Raw genomic sequence first — 16,578 nt, forward strand, 5'->3', positions numbered from 1 at the left:
CCACCCCCAGGCGGTGCCACGCAGCCGCCTGTTCCTGCGCCGCCCGTGCCCCACGCTCCGCCGCCTCCGCCGCCTCCCGTTGCGTCTCGAGCTGCTCGAAGATCGCGTGGCGAGCCCGATCCGCCTCCGGTACGATTCCGCCGTGGGCCGCTGCGATCTTCTCGAGCGCGGTACGTGCCGCATGCTCCAGTTGCTCGTAGCTCGCCTCTCCGGACGCCTCGATCGCGCTGAAGTCCGAGCGAGCACCTTCCGCCAGCTGCGCCAACTCCGCCTTGGTGGCCACCCCCAGACGATGCCACGCATCCGCCTGAGCCTGCGTGGCGCGGGCGGCCCGATCCGCCTCTTCGGCCGCCGCCCGTTCCGCGGCGGCGGCCTCCTCCGCAGCCCCTGCGGAGATCGTCTTGATCTCCCGCAGCGCGTCGATCTTGCCCTCGAGCGCCGTCTGCGTATCGCGGGCCGCCGCCGCGATCTGCTGTTCCGCCGCGGCAAGGTCCTCGGTCTCGACGCCGACGGCGGCGACCTCCTGACGCGCGGCCGCCAGCGCGTCCCGAGCGGTGTGATACTCGGTGGAGAGTCGAGACACGAGCTGGGATTGTTCGTGCCACTTTTTCTGCAGCGCTTCGTCCGCGTTGCCGGTCCGCTCCAACTCCTCCTCATAGAACCGCAGCGTGGCCGCCGCATCGTCGTAGGATTCGTGCAGCGCCTGCGCACTGCGCTCCAGCTCGCGAGCCGTCGCCACCGCCCCCTGCTGTCCCGCCAAGGCATCGAGCGCCTCACCGAGGCGCGCCGCCTCAGCCCCCGTCTCCCCGGCCGTACCACCGAGATCCTCGATCTCGGAGACCAAGCCGCGGACTTGCTCCAGGCCGCTGACCGCGGTCTGCAGCAGGAGGGAAAGGCGGAGATCCGGGTTACTCATGGTCTATGCCAGCGGGTAGGAGAACTGCACGAACCAGAGGTGATGGTCTCTGTTGGCAGCATCGAATGCGAAGAGCCATTCGTTGTTGTTGATCCCCATACCCCACCCGATGTTTCCGTCGGTGGTCGCCACCCCACGAATGAAATTTGCGCTTGATGCAGGTGCGCCCTCCGGCAGAGATAGTCCAATCCTGACACGCCCGGCGGCGGCAGCGCTGACATCGACTATCGCGCTGACGAACACTACGCCCCCGGCCTGGAGGTATAACGCATGCTTCACCGTTGGGTCGGACATGGCATTGATGTTTTCGGTATACCCCACCTCCATCGGATAGGCGCCACCCACCGGCATGCCGGCGTGGGCGTGATCTATCGTGGCGTATCGACCATCGTGATCGTGATCTGCGGTCGCAGCGCCTACTTCATGCGCTGCGTGCGTGTGGCTTTTCTGCGCATAGCGGTCATCGTGGGTGTGCGACTCCGGAGCCAAATCGGGGTGGTTGTGATCCTTGGCCGCCAGCTCCGGGTGGGAGTGGGGCTCCAGCGGGTGGCGGTGCGAGACCAGGATGCTCCATAGCGTCGCCACACTCTTGTTCATTCGGTCAATGAACGCTTTCTGGCCATCCCTCCACCAGTGCAGCCATCCCTTGCCCACGGCCTCCCCGAATGACATGCCGCCGATCTCTTGAGATCCGGTAATCACATAGGCGAAGGGGCTCACCCGCCAACGGACGTGGTAGTACTCCGGATCCCCGCCATCCATGTTGGAGGCGAGATCCGGCAGGCGAAACAGCGTCGTCTGATCGAAGACCTCTTCGCCTGCCCACTCATGTCCGAGTGCCGCGAATAGCTCCGGGTAGTCCGCCTGCGCCACCAGCCGACCGTCGCACAGCAGGTAATCCGCCGACTCTCGTGGATCGACCTCTGACGTCATGTTTCCAATCTTGAAATTCATATCTTCAAATCCCCGAAATAAAAAAAGGGCGGCGGAATCACCGCCGCCCTTGAAACATGCGTTTCAATCTTTGGAGATACCAACTACAGATGAACGGAGCCGATTAGGCCCCGACGTTCTCCACATGGGTGCCCACCGGATCACCCACCACCGACCCGCTATTGATCACGTCGACCCCGAAGGTGAGGACGTGGACGGGGGCGTGGGTGACGCCGATGGCCACCTTGACGGGAGTCGTTGCGCAATCGACGGGCTGCGGGGTCACATGCACGCCGTTGCTCTTGATCTCGATGGCACAGCCGACGGAGGTTTTGGCGGTGACGTAGGCCATGGCCTGCGGATTGCCGATGACCTGCGCGGTCACCACGTAATCATCGACGGTCTGCTCGGGGAAGCCGTGATCGAGCAGCGCGAAGGAGTAGATGCCGTTGGAAGCGGTCACCATCACCTCGACACCCCGATGCACGGGCCGGCTGTTCAATTCGTCGATCGCGGCATCCAGGGCGCCGACGAGATCCATGTCGGACTCGCTCAGGGAATCGAAGAACTGCTGGATGGAGGTGAGCTGGGCAGCGATATCGCCCGCGTTCAGGCCGAACACCTCGTCGATCGCCATCACCTTCTCATCGACGAGTGCGATGACGCCGGCCAAGGTGTTGATATTGGATGCAGTGGTCGAGAAGCGGGCATTGACGTTGCCGGCGAGAACACCCAGAGCGGTGTTCATGTTACCGATCAAGGCATCCAGGCGGGCCTTCACATCGGCGGCCTTCGCCAGGCCGGCGCCCCCGATCTGATTCGACAGCTCCTGCAGGCGGGCGGTCACCGACGCGCCCAGGGTCTGCACGTTGATGTTGAGATTGGCCTCGCTCAGGGTGTCGCTGGGGGTGCGAGGCGTGAAGGTGGGAGCCGCCGGAGCGGAGACCACGGCGCCGCCGAGGTCATCGACGGCGCCGACGGTGGGCGCACTTACCGGAGTGCCGGCATCGACGGTCACGGTGATGGGGGTGTTGAGCTCCTCGGCGGTATCGACGGGAGCGGCGTTGGGGTCAGCCATGGGCTTGGTCCTCTGTGTGATGCGCGGATGCGCGGGTTGTTGGTCAGGTGTTCCACCGGCCGGCGGCCCGGCCGACGGCGGTCGCGATCACGTTCAGTCGGTTGGTCAAGTCTTCGGCCTGCGCGTTCAGGCCGGCCACCAGCTCCGCGTCGCTTTTGATCTCCGGGGGTGGCGCCGTCAGCGCCGCAATCTCCTCGTCGGTGAAAACGGATTCCAGCCCGGAGCCAGCCGCATCCCCACCGATCCGCCACATCGCCATCAGACCAGCACCATCATCAGACCAGCACCTCGAACGTCACCGGCCCATCGATAGCGATCACCCGCAAGGCGTACTCGCGGGAGAGGAGATCGGCGGGCGTCTGGCTGGTTGCCTCGCCGCCGCCCCACGGCGTCCAGAAGGCATCACCGCTGTTGATCCAGTACTCGGTGGAGCGCGTCGTCTCCACCACCGCCCGAGCCCCCGGGGAGGGCACCACCATCAACGAGATCGGCGGCACGCAGTCGCTGACGATGATTAGCTGGGAGGTGGCACCCGCCGGCACCGTCTCACGGTGCGTGCGCGGGTTGGTGCCGTCCTGTCCCAGCTCCTTCACGGGGTTACATCACCTGCTCGGCGCGGAAGTACCGACTCTCGCCAGGCGGCTTAGAGAAATCGACCAACGCTTCACCCACCAGCGGTAGCTCGGTGGCCTTGTCGGTGATCAAATCCAAGCCGGTAGTGGGTGCGAACGAAGTACGCCACACGTCCACCACGAAGGGCTTTCCGGACTTGGCCTCATTCAGCCCCTCGAACAGGAGGTGATACTCCTTACCCGTATTGGTAAGCGCCTCGATCGTATCCATCGGAGGATACTTGTACGCCATGGTCGCAACGATCGGAGTGTCGGTACTCGGGTCCGCGCTCGGTGGCAGATAGATACCCCCGGATCGCACTTCGTAACTAGCGGCGTCCACCAGGACGCCCTGGTTATCGGTGATTTGCACGTTGGACATGCCGGTTCTGCCGACACGATTGAGGCCACCGCGCAACAACGTCACCGGATCACCGGTCACCGTTCCGCCGACACCCTTCATCGCGTGCCCCCACAACGCCAGCGCCAGCGTCTGCGACTGCACTTCCTTCGCAGTGATCGAGACGGTTGCTTCGGAGATGCGGGTGGTGTTGTTCAGGTTGCCGCCACCCCCCGTCATATTCTGAGGCGTCTTGATGGAGTTGGTTTTGATCCCCAGCGTCAGCTTCGTGCAGTCGCCGATATGGATCATGGGAGCCTCACTATTGAACTCCGCGAGCCAGATCAGGCCGTTGCCGATATACGTACGCTCTTCGTAGCTGTAATAAGTGGCCATCAGCTTTTCTCCTCAGCGTTGGCCTTGTTGGCAGCAGTGGCGCCCTTCTGCTCGATCAGCCCCATATTGCCCAGCCACACCTTGTCCGTATCACTCACTTCAATGGTCGCCCCCGTCTTCCGGGGGATGCCCTTGTGGATGTGGCCATCCCCCTCTTCGGAGATGGTCACAGAGAAGGTTCTAGGCGTGCTCTCAGCCATGGGGGACCTCTTTGATTTTCAGTTTGATCACGGTCTCGCCGTGGTAATTGGGATGGCTGATCGACACATCGGTCAGCGTCTCGAGATCAGCGTCCACCTGTGCGATGCCGCCGAGGGAGAGATCGGCCCGGATAGCAGCGACCACCAGTTCGCCGATCTCCGACAGATCAAGCATCCCCTGGTGGACCTCTCCATCGTCATCCACACCAGGTTGCTGCAGGAACCAGGCGATGCCGATGCGCTGCACCCGCTTGCGTTCCGAGGGGACACGCTTCTCCTCCAGGATTGCGAAAACGAAGGACGGGTAGTCGCTACTCTTCTGCGGCTTCTTGATCCCGATCCAGTATTTCGCCGGCCGCCCGTATAGCTCCACTAGGCGCGCCTGCAGCGGCTCGTATTCCTTCACCACCCGCCGCATCGCCATCAGCCCATTGATCAGCATCAGCCTCTCCCGATTGCGATGGAGGCGAAGGAGGAAGAACTACTACTCGCCGCCTGATCCAGCCCCAGCGACTTACGCGACACCAGGGCCGCCATGTCATCCGCCTGCTGGCGGTATTGGGGCGCCTTCTTAAGCACGGGCGAATCTTGCCCGCTGGCATCACGGAGACAGGCGGCCTCCAATGCCTTGACCACCTGGAGCGACTTGAGCGTCTGGTTGCCGGCGGGGACTTCCGAGGGATCGATATCCTTGGACGCCAGCAGAATCTGCAACCACGAGAGGGCGAAGTCGAGATCCTCCTGGATCACCGTCACCATCCCGTCGTTGCAGTCATCGACCGTCGCCCAGCTCACTGTTCACCCTCCGACCCGTATGCCCACTCGGCATTGGCCCGATGGAGCGCGTCGCCCCACCGCCGCGGCAGCCAGGGCATCAGCGGATGCACCAGGCAGTTGTGCACCGCATCTTTCGCCCAACCGATCAGCGCCCGCTTCATTGCTCCGCCCCCGTCTGTGCGGCCACGAACCGCAAAATCCCTGCTTTCATCCGCTCCTGGCGATTCGCCAGATCGGCGAAGAAGAAAGGCTGCGCCTTCGTGCCAGGGTGGTTGACCTGCCGGCGGAGGATGTAGCCGCCCGGCGTCGGGATCTTCAGCGCCTGGCGGCCGGGCCGCGGCTTGATGACGTGAGGCCTGGTCCCCTCCTCGATCCACCGCGACCGCGACGAGGCGGAGAACACCTCCACCGCACCGCCCGCCGCAGCGATCCAGCCGATACCCTGTTCGAGACCACTCGACTTGGTGGAGACCTTCCCCGCACCGATCCAGTCGAGCACCGCCTCGGTGTACTCCTCCGCCGCCACCCCCGCGATCGGCTCCGCCAGAGAGGCCAGGATGCCGGGGAGCTGGGCGACGCCTTCAGCGCCATCGAAGCGGAAATCGAACATCGGGATTACTTGCCTGAGCCCTTGCGGCTGCGCGGCGCGGCCGGCGGCTCGCCCGCGGCCGAATCATCGGATTCACCACCGGCCTCCTCGCCCGCGGGCGAGGAGGTGCCATCCATGGCCCCGGCATCCGTCTCTCCGTTGTCGCTGCTGGAAGAATCCTGTGCCTCGCAAGGCTCCACCGAAGAAACCTTGCCGCTCTTGATCTGCTGATCCAGCCACTCCACCAGCTCACCGGCAGCTCGGAAGAGCCCGCCGTGGAGCGCCTCGATCAGGCCGTAGGGGGTATAAAGGAAACTGCCCTCGGTGAAGTGGTAGATGGAGAACCCATCCTCCATCCCCACCAACTGGAGCTGGCCGCCCTTGGTGATGCGGTAGACCAGCTCCATCACGCCAACTCCTCGATCAGCGCGGCACTCTCCAAGGCGTTCTTGAACTCCATGGTGTACTCACCGAGGATTCGGCGGGCGAAGTAGTCGGCTCCGGCGGGAGTCGCATCCTTATCGGCCAGCGCCCCGTCCTTCAGTGGCGCGATGCGAATCTTCGCGGGGTCCAACAGCGCGATTTTGGAATCGGGGAAGTTGGGCTCCACCACCACGCGGGTAGTGATGCCCATGGGCAGATCGCTCACCACCTCATAGACCACGTTGCCCGTAGCGCGATCTTCGCGCAGAACCTGGATCTTCTCTTTGTTCTGTGCGCTGATCTTCCGCGCCTGCTTGGTTCCGCAGAGGATCACCGAGGGCCGCCCGCCGCGGGCGACGATCGCCTCGGTGGTGTCGTTCAGGAGTCCGAGACTCACTTCGGCGCCACCCGCCGGGATGCGGATGGCATTCGGCTGACCGAGGAAATAGAGCAGGCCGCCCATCGAACCATCGTCGGTCTTCGTGCGCAGCACCCGGATACCGTAGATGGTGGAATTGTTCATCCGCCGTGCGAGCACCTTCATCTGATGCTCCACCTGATAATCGAGCGCATCCGCGATCCCGTACTTCGCCACCGCCTGAGCGGTACGGCTCACCTTCGCCGTGGTGTCGAAGATCTCGGTCTGGTTCCACTGCGTACCCGGCTGGTTGGTGGGATCGTCACCGGGATCGGTGCCCTCCGGCCGCGGCCGGCTCACCACCCGCAGCTTGCGCCCGGCGGGAATCGCCTTGGGGGTGGTGGTGCCGTAACCACGCAGCACGGTGATCCGATTCGTCTCGGTATCCACGCCGCTGATCCGGATCGCCTCGTCGCCTTCGTTGGTGAGCACGATGCCCGGCAACAGGTTGGCCGCGCTCTCCACCTCGAAGGTGGTGGCGTCAATCACCGCCGCCGCGGTGAGCACCACCAGCTCCGCCCCCATCTGGTCTTCGGCCCACTCGTGCTTGGTGGCGGTTGCCTCCATCCCACCGAATTCCACCACCGAGATCAGTGCGGGTTCGTTCGCCGCCACCACCGCGATCTCGTCGGAGAGATCGCGCCTCGCATTCTGGTACTCGTAACTCAGATCCATGATTCAGCCCGCCTTACTGCTTTTCGCGCTTGGCCTTCAGCATCCCCGTGAGGTTGCCGGCCTTCTTCGCTTCCTGATAATCGGCCTGAGCGGCTCCGCCGCCCCCCGCCCCCGCACCGCTACCACCGCCGCCGGCCGCCTTCTTCAGGTAGGGGTGCTCCTTGAGCAGCGCCTCGACGGCACCTGCCGGCGACTTCCCGTCGATCGTCACGTTGCCGGCGTCATCGACCTGCGCCTTGGGGGCGAGCAGCTCGGACACCACGGTGGCGTTCACGGCATCGGCCGCAGAGGCAGCGGAGAGGAGGGCGTTGGAGGTGAGGGTGGCGTGCCACTTGGCTTTCAGCTCCAGCGCCTCAGCCGCCTTCGCATTGGCCAGCTTCTCGAACTCGCCCTGTTTCTTGAGCTGTTCATCGGCGGCGGTCTTCGTCTGGGCTTCGAGCGCATCCAGCGAATCGGCACCGGTGATGCCCTTCAAGCGGTCGGCGAACTCGCGGGCCACTTGGGCGCGAATGGCGGCTTCGTCGGGAGTGTTGTTGGAACTGCCGCCCTTGTTGGGATCGTCCTTGCTGGGATCATCGCCGCCCTTGTTGGGATCGGCCTTACTCGGGTCTTCGCCGCCCTTGTTCGGATCGGCGTTGGAATCATCCGCCATTGGTCAGGCTCCGCTGTAGTGAGAAAGCGAGTGAGCCCGAACCGTAAGACAAAAAAAAATCCGCCGATGGCGGATTGGCAGAGTTTGACAAATTGATTTAATCGGCGTGGTAGCTCAGTACCAGCCTCCGCTTCGCCCCGCGGTGTTCGGCGACCAACCCGGTGAGTGCCGGCGGCTTGCCCGATCGCATCAGGCCCGCCCGATCGACATCGGAGCCGGCGAATACCGGCCGGCCCGACTTGATCCTCTGCATTATGCGGCCAAGCCATTTATCCACTGTGCAGGAACTAAATTTGACGGCAAATACAAAGGGTGAGCGGGCTGATGCAATTTCGTTAAGCGTAGGACCATCGGATCAACGCCAGCGCTCTTGATCAGAGCATGCACCTTTGCTGCTCGATCCATGTGGCTTCCGTGATTTCCCCACGCACAAAGCACCACGCCAGAATCCTTCACGGAAGAAATGATGTGATCGTCGTTGCATGGCCCGACTGGATCAGCGGCTGATAGCATTTCGGTTGGATCAGTGGCCATCCACGCAAACAAGTTCACGACCACCAATCCACCGTACCCCCATTCAAGAGCGTATCGGCGGCAACGCCGTATTGTTGGATCATCCGTCAGCGCATCTGCGGTGCTCGGATTCAACATCACGAATACCGCAGGAGGCGCCGCATCCCACGTTCTCCACAGCCGATATCGGTAACACCCGCAATCCGAAAAATCAGCTCCCCTATCTTCAAAAAGCCCCAGAGTGCTCATTGTCTATTTCAGCCTCTGCTTTGGGGAGGAGCTACCCTTTCCTTCCCCAAGATTGCGCAACGCCTGAAGGCCCCTCTCCGGCCCGTCTAGGCCGATCGGCGTGCCTCACCTCGGGTGAGCCGATACGCCCGCTCCAGGTGGGGCGGCAACAGCGCAACGGGATACCGCCCGGAGCGCAACGCCCCGAGGTGCCACCACCAGCGGTTCAGGTCTCGGGTCACGTCATCGGCGAGCACCGACGCATCCACCTCACCCTCGCGATCGGCCACCTCCTCGAGCAGCGCGGAATCCAGCTCCGCCAGACGAGCGCGCTCCGCCTCGGTGAGATCCAAGCCCGCCAACCGCTCCCGCTCCTCCCGCACGCCCGCCCCGATCGGCAGGGCGTCGGTGGTCAGGATGTAGTAGGGGTAGAGGCGATCAGATCCTGAATCGTCCACTGTGGTTCTCCATCAATTTCCCCGCGCCGGGGATGGGTGGTAATCCGCCGACCTCGGGCGTCGGTGATTGCAATCCAATCGCTGGAAGGCGAATGCACCAGATAGCGGCGCCCTTTGCCCTCACCTCTAACATAGACCTGCGAATCCTTCTGGCCCAGCACCTGATCATAGTATCGATCCAGCGAATCCACGCCCTTCAGATCCACACCATCCTGATAGCGCCGCTTCAGGTAATGCCACTGCCGGCTGTCCACCGGCACCCGCCGCGCCGCCGGATCCAGCTGCAGCGAATCGAGCAACCGCTTCACCTCGGGATCGTCGGTGTGCTCGCCCAGGGCCGCCAAGGTGCGCTGGGTCTCCGCCCCATGCAACCGCAGCGTGATATTCGGCCACGCGGGTTCCCGCATCGACCGCCCCAGCGCCTGCAACGCATCGGCCCGCTCCTCGCCGAGCAGCGAGCGCATCGCCTCGCGGGTCATCATCTGATCCGACCCGCTGGCCACCAGATCGGAGGGCGACAGCCCGAGGTGGGTCATATCCTGCGCCCACCTCGGCATCATCGCGGCCCGCTGGGATTCGGGTAGCCGCTCCAGGAAGTCGCCATACGAGGTGGACCCTTCCACCTGTCGCGGCGTCACCCGCGGCACCAGGGCGCACATGCAATGGGGGTGAGCCTTCGCCCGTGGCACCTGGTCTTTCGGCCACACCCCTTTGCCGAGCCCGAACTCCACGTCCGCGTAGTAGTCGCAGATATCCGGATCGGGGTGAGAGGCGGAGAGCCGCCAATGATAGCCGATCACCCAATCCTGCTGCTCGGTGCCCTCGATCAGCGCATTGTGGTGGGCGGTGGCCATCTCGGTGCGGGCAATGCGCTTCATGTTGTAGAGCTGTTTGTCGTAGATAAACCAGCGCAGCGCATTGTCCGCGGCGGCCTCGCTACCCTTCAACACTGCATCGTCCAACTCGCGGACGAACCGCTTGGCCGCCTGAGCCGTCCCGTTCTCCCGCAGATTGTTGGCCCAGCCCCGCGCCTCCGCCAGTGCCTTCTTCCACTTGGCCATCGACTCCGGGTCATGATGCAGGGGGGCGACTGTCCGGGCGATCAGCGACAACGTACCCTCCAGCGACTCCATGCCGGGCGGATGGGCGACCGCCGCGAATCGCTGGCCGGCCAGCGCCTCGACCGTGCGCTGCATGTCCATCACGAGCGAGCCCACCTCCCGCTGCACCCGCGCCCCCTGCGCCACCGTCTCCAGCACGCCGTTGCGCGTCTTCTCGCCCCAGCTCCAGACCCGGTCGGACAGTTGCAGGTCATCGTCCCAGCGGCGGCGAAAGGCCGCCTCGATCTGTTTGCGGACGAACTCCGAGGCGAGCGTCCCACTCTGCTGCGTCGCCAGCGCTACGGGCTTCACCGCGGCGCCGATCGCGCCATCCAGCGAACCCGTCACCGAATCCACGTAGGCGGCGAGACGAGCCTCGTTTTCCGGTGAGACGGTCCACCCGTCCGCACGGAGCCCAGTGGTGAACTCCGCGATGAACGCGGAGGTCTCCGCCTCCAGCCGCCCATCATTGACCAGCACCTCCCGCCACAGCGCCTTTTGCAGGGCGTCCCAGTCGGTATCCGGAGCCGCCGCCACTGCCCGCTACGCCTTCGCCCCGGCCGCCTTCGCGATGCGATCGCCGTAGGGATCGGTTCCGGCATCGATCTCCTTGTCGATCTGATCCAGCGTCGCCTGATCCGTGGTGCTTCCCAGCACCGACCGCGCCAACCGCTTCTTCAGCGTCCGTCCGAACGTGTCGGAGATCTGCATGGTCAACGCATCCATCACGATCTGAAGCTGCTGCAATAGATCGATCACGTTGAAGTCCCGGGGGTAGGCGATCACCGGCCGATCCTGTTCGCCGTGCCACCGCCCGACGATATCGGCGACCGCCCGCTCCGCCGTCTCGATCTGCTGCGCCATGCCGGCGATGCTGCGGTTGGTCTCCTGGAACTGGAACGAGAGCGCCACCCCCGAGGCCCCGCTGCTGGCCTGCCGAGCAGAGCCGCCGGAGAACTCCAACCCCGCCAACTGGTAGATGCGGTCGATCAGCCAATCCAGGTAATCCATGTAGCGCTCCACCGGGCCGTCCGGGGGCGCCACGAAACCGGGCTTGCCGCCACCCTCCGGGTTGTAGGCGACGGCATTCTCGGTGCTGAGTTTCAGCTCGGTATCCTTTGCCTCGGTGGTGTCCCGGAACGGCAGGGTGAAGATGGAAAAGGTCTGCGAGCGGAACAGCTCGCGCAGCTCCGACAGCGCGTTGAACAGCTCGTAGTTCAGCTTCGCGATCTCCTTCGCGAAGGAGTCCGCACTCGTATCGGTTTGCTCCAGCGGCTCCTCGCAATGGAGCGGCACCACCGGCACCACTCCCAGCTTGTGCTCTCCCTCCAACCGTTCACCATCTTCGGTGATGACGCTCTCGCCCTCGCGATCGTCGGTGACCCACCACCGGTTCGTGTCGAACCATCGATACCGGACCTGCTTGCCCTTCAACTCGGTGAACGCAACCTTGGTGTAGCGCCCCCGATCATCCGTATCGATCTTGTGAACCTGGCTCTTGCGGCGAGCGACGATGTAGGGGGGCAGCGCCTGTTCATCGGCGGAGGTCACCGCCTTTCCCCTTGGCCGATCCACGATCAGGTACATCGTCCCCAGCACCATCGACAAACGGAAATGGCGCCGCAGCACCGCACCGACGCCCGTACCCAACCCGTCGGCGTCCTTCTCGAACGCCTCCCAACCCTTGCCGCCCCCGGTGCGATTGGCGCGGGCGGCGAAAATGAACCCGAGATAGGCGTTGACCACCTTCTTGGTGTAGTTGGGGTAGACCGCCAGCGCCTTGCGCTTCGCGTACTTCGTCTCGCTCTCTCGCGGGTGAGAGACCAAATAGGAGCCGTCTTCGAATCCGCCGTCTCCGCGGTAGGCGGCGATCAATACCTTTTCGTCGAACTTCATGCCTACAGCCCCTTGATCGTGAACGCGGTGTAGTCCGCCCGCTTCTGTCGCCAATGACTCCCGAGATAGAAGAGCGCCTGCGACATGGAATCCACCTGGTCATCGTGTGCCACGGCTGGGAAGTGGCTGCACTCCTGTTCGAATTCCGGCAGCCAAGGCGCCGCCTCGGGGAGGAACACCCGGCCCGCCTTGATCTGATCCGCCTCCACCTCCATCCGTCCCACCTTGTCGGACTCCGGCATCACGGCGATGAAGCTGATCTTGAGGTGGCGAACCTTCTTGCGCGTCTCGGTGTCGCCCTTGAATTCCTGCAGCAGCGCGGTGCCGTGTCCCTTGTCTTCGATCAGCACCACGTCGGGCCTCCAGCGCATCGCCATGGCGATGGCGATGCGCTTCAAGGCTGGATACTGAAGTCGTTCCCGGTAGACGTGCAGCAGATGCAGCTCTCCGCCGTGTGTCTCACCCCAGGTGGTGCAGACGTTGTAGTCGTTCCGTTCCTTATCTTTCTGCGCGGTATCCCAGCTTTGAATCACCCGCCGATAGCTGGATTGAACCGCCGGATAGCGGCGCCACCAATCGGAATGGATCACATCACCCGAAGACTTGGTGGGACGCCCCTGGTACAACGCAAGGAAGGAGTCGCCGAGCAGCGCCTCCAGCTTCTTCAGCTTCGGCACGTCGTATCGCTCAGGGCAGAGCGCTTCACCGATCTCCCGGCCCAGGGGATCGTTCGGCTCGTCAGCGATCGCCGGCAGATGCAGCACCTCGGTGTCTTGGGATAGCTCCTCGTCGGCGAGGATGCGGCCGGCCAAGTCATCGTGATGCCAGCGGGTCATGATCAAGACGAAGCCGCCACCCGGTTCGAGTCGCGTGTACAGGTCGTCTTTGAACCATTCCCAGACCTTCTCCCGATAGGTCGCCGAATTCGCCTCCTCGCGGCTCTTCACCGGATCGTCGATATAGATCCAGTCGGCGCCGTGGCCGGTGACGCCCGCGCCAACGCCGACAGCGCGAAACCCGCCATCGGCCTCGGTTTCCCACTCCTGAGCCGTGTTCAGATCCTTCGACAGCCGAACTTGAGTCAGCTTGCGGGCGGCCCGGCTGAATTTGTTGGCGAGCTGCTGGTTGTAGCAGCCGACGATGACGCGGCGATCGGGATGCCGCTCCAGGAGGAACGCGGGGGCGCGTTTGGTGGTCTGCTCGCTCTTCCCGTGCCGGGGAGGCACGGTGATGATCAGGTTGGGGGCCTCGCGGCGATAGAAGCGCCCCAGGGCGCTACGGATCTTCCGAAGATGCGCCCAGTCCCAGTTCCAGCGCGGGGTGCGCTCCTTGCACCACGCCTCGAACTCCGCTTCGAAGTCTTCGATGGGCGGGGGCGGTGGTGCGTCCGCGTCGTCGCCATCCGTCTCTTCCTCGTCGCGTTGACGCTCCCCCCGCTGCTGCATCTGATCGATGTTCTTGCAGAGGTTCGCATAGGCGGTGGTGGCATCCGGATCGACGCCTTCCAGCTCAGCGAAATAGCGCTCATAGCGGGTCTTTTGGCGGATCAAATCCGCCAACAACCCATCCATCCCCTGCGCCTGCGAGGCGGCCACCTTCGCCTCTTCGACATCCAGCTCCGCCGCCCGCTTCTCCCAGCCATAGCGCTCGATCCAGTTGTACAGCGTCTGCCGCCCGAGCGGCCAGCGGTACTCCTCTTTCAGCGTCTTCAGGGTATCGGTGGCCGATTGGCCGGAGAGACGCCAAACGTGAAAGACGGTCTCCCGCTGTTTGGCGTTGTAGGACTTGCGCGCCATGGGGGGATTACCCCCCGTGGTGGCAGGCGGCGGGGATGGCGGGACAGCCCTGTCCCACGCCAGGGTCGCAGATGGCACCGTGCAGCACGTCGCGGCCGGCGGGGGTGATCTTGACGACGAACACGGTCACCCGCATCGCCTTTTTTCCGGTAACGGTCAGGTACTTCTTGTCGGCGAGGTACTGCACATGATCCAGGAAGGTCTTTTGGTCCATCGGCAAGCCGAGAGTCGACAACCCGAACCACAGCGCCTTCCGGTCGGCTGAGCCGCCATCCTGCGCAGCCAGCACCTCCAGGATCACCTCCCGCTCGCGTCGATATTGGGTCAGTATTTCGTCCATCACTTATCCCTATCCCGATCCCGATCCACCAGACGTTCCACGTCCTTTTTGACTTCGCTCTGGTTATGGCTGATCGCCGCCAGCGTCACCCGCTGCTCCGCCAGCGCCTCTTCGATACTGGTGAGCAGATCCAGGCGGGTAGAGATTCCCTCTACGGCAGTGGCCTGCCGTTCCAGGGCGTCGTTTTGGCGGATCATCTGATCCACCAGCCGATTCGCGGCACCGACCAAACCGTCGGCGAGCCGCCCGGCGATCTTGTACAGCCCCCACAGGAACGCGCCAAAAGCTACCCACATGGGGCCGTATTGCTTGGCAACCTCAAGGGCGAGCTGTTCCACCCTTACAACCCCAGCGCCAGGGCGTCATCGACGGAGAGATCCCGGTACTCGCCCCCGGTATGCCGTCCCACCACCGTGATGCGCGAGGTGCCATACTTCGGTCCCGTGCCGGGAGAGGTGGCCAGATGCACCCACGCCGGGCGGCCGGGGGAGCCGTACTCATGGATCACCTGATCCACGTCGAGTCGATCCAGATTCAGGCAGACCCAGGCGAAGAGGTAGAAATTCGCGTTCACGCCGGCCGACAGCCGACGCCCCAGCCGGCTACGCACGGTCTCACGCACCGTAACCACCGGCTCCAGGCGGGGGCCTACCAACCGCAGATCGGCGTATTCCAGGAAGCCCGGCGCCACATTCAGGTCAGCGGCCTCGCCAACGAGGTGCTGCGACATCCGAGAGCCCCCGATCCGCTCATTCAGCGCGGGCGAACGCCACCCGGAGGTCACCGTCAGCGGCCACGCCAGCGCATCGCGACAAGGCTGCAACGCATTGGACGCCAGATACTGGAGCCGAAACACCACATCCGCGGGCGGATTCTCTTGAGCAGCCGCCAGCACCGGAAACCGCTCCGCGGTATCCGAGTGCAGCAACTCAGCCAGGGTGAAATTCTTGGAAAGTCTGTGCATGCAAGGCGCTCCTTTGAGCGCCCGATGCTACTCAGGCGGGCCGATGGGATTCGGCGATTTGGCAGAGTTTGGCAAATTTAATGAGGTTATTCGGCCGGCTCCGATGCCAGACTACCCCGAATCTCTTCCAGCGCCTCGTGAATGCGGAACGGCAGGATCAACAGCTCGATCATGACCCTCCAGACGATGGGACCGATGAACAGCCCGGCAAACCCGCGGCCAGGGTCTTTCATCATCTCGCCGATGGCGCCGATAACGATCGCCACCAACCCCAGGACAAATACCACCCGCAACAAACCGGGGGAGGCCATCACCCGGAATTCGAGCACCGACTCCCAATACCCCTTCTTCGGCGGCTTGCTCTTCTCCTTCTCCCTCTGCTGCTCACGCACCGCCGCGGCGGCCTCCGCCTGCTCCCGCGCCTTGAGCCGGGCCCGTATCTCCTCGCCCTGCGACAGCGCCGCCTTCTCGTAGGCCACACCACACTGAGGGCACTGCCAATCCGGCGCCTCGTCGGTGGGCTTTCTGGTGTATCCGCATTTCGGACAGGTCTTTTCCATGTCGGCTTCCCCATTGCTGACGGTGTTACTAAGAATTTTCGAATTCCAAATCGATTTGGAATTCGGCAAAAACGGTTACGAAACTTCGACAATCCGTGTACATTTCCTACCCCACGGCATGGTAGCTGTCTCGCAAATCGTGGTGTAGGCTTATTCCTACAAAACCCTAACCGACAGGTGGCCGTGCATGGCCAAGATGCCAGTCACTCCGCTCCATGAGGAGCGGCAAAAAAACCGGAAAGACCAAGCGCACTACGCCCTCTACGACCTATGGCTGAGGGAGATTCCGCGCTTGCTTGCCGAAGGCAAACGAGGCCGCTGGGCCTTGGTTGCCGCCGGCAAAGTACAGGACGACTACAAGAGCGAAAGCGCCGCGATCGCCGCAGCCCGCGTCGCCGGAATTGATAACTACATCGTCCAACCCATTACCGATGAAGAAGAACACTGGTCGCAGAACGAACTTGACGTTGACGACTCTTAACTCCTGCCTGGATCCCCTGGATGCTGTCGTCTCGGTCCCCATAGAGATCGGCGGCACGGAAGCCCCCGACCTCAAAGCCTTCGTCGCGTTCGACACCGCGGTTCCGCGCTCGACCATCCCGCCGTGGGTGATCGACCTGTTGGACCTCTTCCCGCTCGGCTGCACGCGGTGGGAGGGCGTCGTCCGGCCCTACTATCGGCTCACCGTCATCGTGGTCACCCGATCGAAGACCAC

26 protein-coding genes are annotated in these 16,578 nt (G+C 63.6%); 2 read left to right on the forward strand and 24 right to left on the reverse strand.

Annotated elements, in window-relative coordinates; genetic code table 11:
• The 24 genes from ACYQ2W_RS21590 to ACYQ2W_RS21705 form a co-directional block, all read right to left on the reverse strand.
• Nucleotides 1–916: coiled-coil domain-containing protein (locus ACYQ2W_RS21590; RefSeq protein ID WP_459872052.1), on the reverse strand; the 916-nt coding region annotated here is incomplete at its 3' end.
• A 3-nt stretch (nucleotides 917–919) separates the two neighbouring features.
• Nucleotides 920–1,870, reverse strand: a complete 951-nt coding sequence (locus ACYQ2W_RS21595; RefSeq protein ID WP_459872054.1) for a phage tail protein — start codon at nucleotides 1,868–1,870, stop codon at nucleotides 920–922.
• 103 nt (nucleotides 1,871–1,973) lie between these two features.
• Nucleotides 1,974–2,927, reverse strand: coding sequence for a hypothetical protein (locus tag ACYQ2W_RS21600; protein WP_459872057.1), 954 nt, complete (start codon nucleotides 2,925–2,927; stop codon nucleotides 1,974–1,976).
• A gap of 43 nt (nucleotides 2,928–2,970) precedes the next feature.
• Nucleotides 2,971–3,186 (reverse strand): hypothetical protein, encoded by a 216-nt coding sequence (locus ACYQ2W_RS21605; RefSeq protein ID WP_459872060.1) that lies wholly within the window; start codon nucleotides 3,184–3,186, stop codon nucleotides 2,971–2,973.
• A gap of 16 nt (nucleotides 3,187–3,202) precedes the next feature.
• On the reverse strand, nucleotides 3,203–3,520 hold the full coding sequence (locus tag ACYQ2W_RS21610; RefSeq protein WP_459872063.1) for a hypothetical protein: 318 nt from the start codon (nucleotides 3,518–3,520) through the stop codon (nucleotides 3,203–3,205).
• A gap of 4 nt (nucleotides 3,521–3,524) precedes the next feature.
• Entirely contained in the window at nucleotides 3,525–4,274 is a 750-nt protein-coding gene (locus tag ACYQ2W_RS21615; protein ID WP_459872065.1) for a phage tail tube protein, read from the reverse strand.
• Nucleotides 4,274–4,474 carry a hypothetical protein gene (locus tag ACYQ2W_RS21620; protein ID WP_459872067.1) on the reverse strand — a complete coding sequence of 67 codons (201 nt, stop codon included), beginning with the start codon at nucleotides 4,472–4,474 and terminating at the stop codon, nucleotides 4,274–4,276. The genes ACYQ2W_RS21615 and ACYQ2W_RS21620 overlap by 1 nt, the downstream gene beginning before the upstream one ends.
• The gene (locus tag ACYQ2W_RS21625; RefSeq protein ID WP_459872070.1) at nucleotides 4,467–4,916 is read right to left on the reverse strand and encodes a hypothetical protein; all 450 of its coding nucleotides are present in this window, start codon (nucleotides 4,914–4,916) and stop codon (nucleotides 4,467–4,469) included. The genes ACYQ2W_RS21620 and ACYQ2W_RS21625 overlap by 8 nt, the downstream gene beginning before the upstream one ends.
• Nucleotides 4,916–5,269, reverse strand: coding sequence for a hypothetical protein (locus ACYQ2W_RS21630; protein ID WP_459872072.1), 354 nt, complete (start codon nucleotides 5,267–5,269; stop codon nucleotides 4,916–4,918). The genes ACYQ2W_RS21625 and ACYQ2W_RS21630 overlap by 1 nt, the downstream gene beginning before the upstream one ends.
• A complete protein-coding gene (locus ACYQ2W_RS21635) occupies nucleotides 5,266–5,412 on the reverse strand; it encodes a hypothetical protein (RefSeq protein WP_459872074.1) in 147 nt (48 codons plus the stop codon). Before ACYQ2W_RS21635 ends, ACYQ2W_RS21630 begins: the two co-directional genes overlap by 4 nt.
• Nucleotides 5,409–5,861, reverse strand: coding sequence for a hypothetical protein (locus tag ACYQ2W_RS21640; RefSeq protein WP_459872077.1), 453 nt, complete (start codon nucleotides 5,859–5,861; stop codon nucleotides 5,409–5,411). Before ACYQ2W_RS21640 ends, ACYQ2W_RS21635 begins: the two co-directional genes overlap by 4 nt.
• 5 nt (nucleotides 5,862–5,866) lie before the next feature.
• A complete protein-coding gene (locus ACYQ2W_RS21645) occupies nucleotides 5,867–6,247 on the reverse strand; it encodes a hypothetical protein (RefSeq protein WP_459872080.1) in 381 nt (126 codons plus the stop codon).
• Complete coding sequence (locus tag ACYQ2W_RS21650) at nucleotides 6,247–7,356, reverse strand: SU10 major capsid protein (protein WP_459872083.1); 1,110 nt, start codon at nucleotides 7,354–7,356, stop codon at nucleotides 6,247–6,249. Before ACYQ2W_RS21650 ends, ACYQ2W_RS21645 begins: the two co-directional genes overlap by 1 nt.
• Before the next feature lie 13 nt (nucleotides 7,357–7,369).
• Complete coding sequence (locus tag ACYQ2W_RS21655) at nucleotides 7,370–8,008, reverse strand: hypothetical protein (protein WP_459872086.1); 639 nt, start codon at nucleotides 8,006–8,008, stop codon at nucleotides 7,370–7,372.
• Nucleotides 8,009–8,105: 97 nt separating this feature from the next.
• Entirely contained in the window at nucleotides 8,106–8,261 is a 156-nt protein-coding gene (locus tag ACYQ2W_RS21660) for a hypothetical protein (protein WP_459872088.1), read from the reverse strand.
• Complete coding sequence (locus tag ACYQ2W_RS21665; RefSeq protein WP_459872090.1) at nucleotides 8,261–8,770, reverse strand: DUF1643 domain-containing protein; 510 nt, start codon at nucleotides 8,768–8,770, stop codon at nucleotides 8,261–8,263. The genes ACYQ2W_RS21660 and ACYQ2W_RS21665 overlap by 1 nt, the downstream gene beginning before the upstream one ends.
• An 86-nt stretch (nucleotides 8,771–8,856) precedes the next feature.
• Nucleotides 8,857–9,207 (reverse strand): hypothetical protein, encoded by a 351-nt coding sequence (locus ACYQ2W_RS21670; protein WP_459872093.1) that lies wholly within the window; start codon nucleotides 9,205–9,207, stop codon nucleotides 8,857–8,859.
• Nucleotides 9,162–10,844, reverse strand: a complete 1,683-nt coding sequence (locus ACYQ2W_RS21675; RefSeq protein ID WP_459872096.1) for a hypothetical protein — start codon at nucleotides 10,842–10,844, stop codon at nucleotides 9,162–9,164. Before ACYQ2W_RS21675 ends, ACYQ2W_RS21670 begins: the two co-directional genes overlap by 46 nt.
• A gap of 6 nt (nucleotides 10,845–10,850) precedes the next feature.
• Nucleotides 10,851–12,203: a phage portal protein gene (locus ACYQ2W_RS21680; protein WP_459872099.1), complete on the reverse strand. Its 1,353-nt coding sequence runs from the start codon at nucleotides 12,201–12,203 to the stop codon at nucleotides 10,851–10,853.
• Between the two features lie 2 nt (nucleotides 12,204–12,205).
• A complete protein-coding gene (gene terL, locus ACYQ2W_RS21685) occupies nucleotides 12,206–13,999 on the reverse strand; it encodes a phage terminase large subunit (protein ID WP_459872101.1) in 1,794 nt (597 codons plus the stop codon).
• Nucleotides 14,000–14,006: 7 nt separating this feature from the next.
• The gene (locus ACYQ2W_RS21690; protein ID WP_459872103.1) at nucleotides 14,007–14,339 is read right to left on the reverse strand and encodes a hypothetical protein; all 333 of its coding nucleotides are present in this window, start codon (nucleotides 14,337–14,339) and stop codon (nucleotides 14,007–14,009) included.
• Complete coding sequence (locus ACYQ2W_RS21695; RefSeq protein WP_459872106.1) at nucleotides 14,339–14,677, reverse strand: hypothetical protein; 339 nt, start codon at nucleotides 14,675–14,677, stop codon at nucleotides 14,339–14,341. The genes ACYQ2W_RS21690 and ACYQ2W_RS21695 overlap by 1 nt, the downstream gene beginning before the upstream one ends.
• 2 nt (nucleotides 14,678–14,679) lie before the next feature.
• Nucleotides 14,680–15,303, reverse strand: a complete 624-nt coding sequence (locus tag ACYQ2W_RS21700) for a D-Ala-D-Ala carboxypeptidase family metallohydrolase (RefSeq protein WP_459872109.1) — start codon at nucleotides 15,301–15,303, stop codon at nucleotides 14,680–14,682.
• Between the two features lie 86 nt (nucleotides 15,304–15,389).
• Complete coding sequence (locus ACYQ2W_RS21705; RefSeq protein ID WP_459872111.1) at nucleotides 15,390–15,863, reverse strand: DUF4282 domain-containing protein; 474 nt, start codon at nucleotides 15,861–15,863, stop codon at nucleotides 15,390–15,392.
• 187 nt (nucleotides 15,864–16,050) lie between these two features.
• On the opposite strand from ACYQ2W_RS21705, the gene ACYQ2W_RS21710 reads away from it, so the two are divergent.
• On the forward strand, nucleotides 16,051–16,344 hold the full coding sequence (locus tag ACYQ2W_RS21710) for a hypothetical protein (protein WP_459872113.1): 294 nt from the start codon (nucleotides 16,051–16,053) through the stop codon (nucleotides 16,342–16,344).
• Nucleotides 16,331–16,578: hypothetical protein (locus ACYQ2W_RS21715; RefSeq protein ID WP_459872116.1), on the forward strand; the 248-nt coding region annotated here is incomplete at its 3' end. The genes ACYQ2W_RS21710 and ACYQ2W_RS21715, both read left to right, overlap by 14 nt.

It is taken from the genome of Endothiovibrio diazotrophicus, from assembly GCF_054657215.1.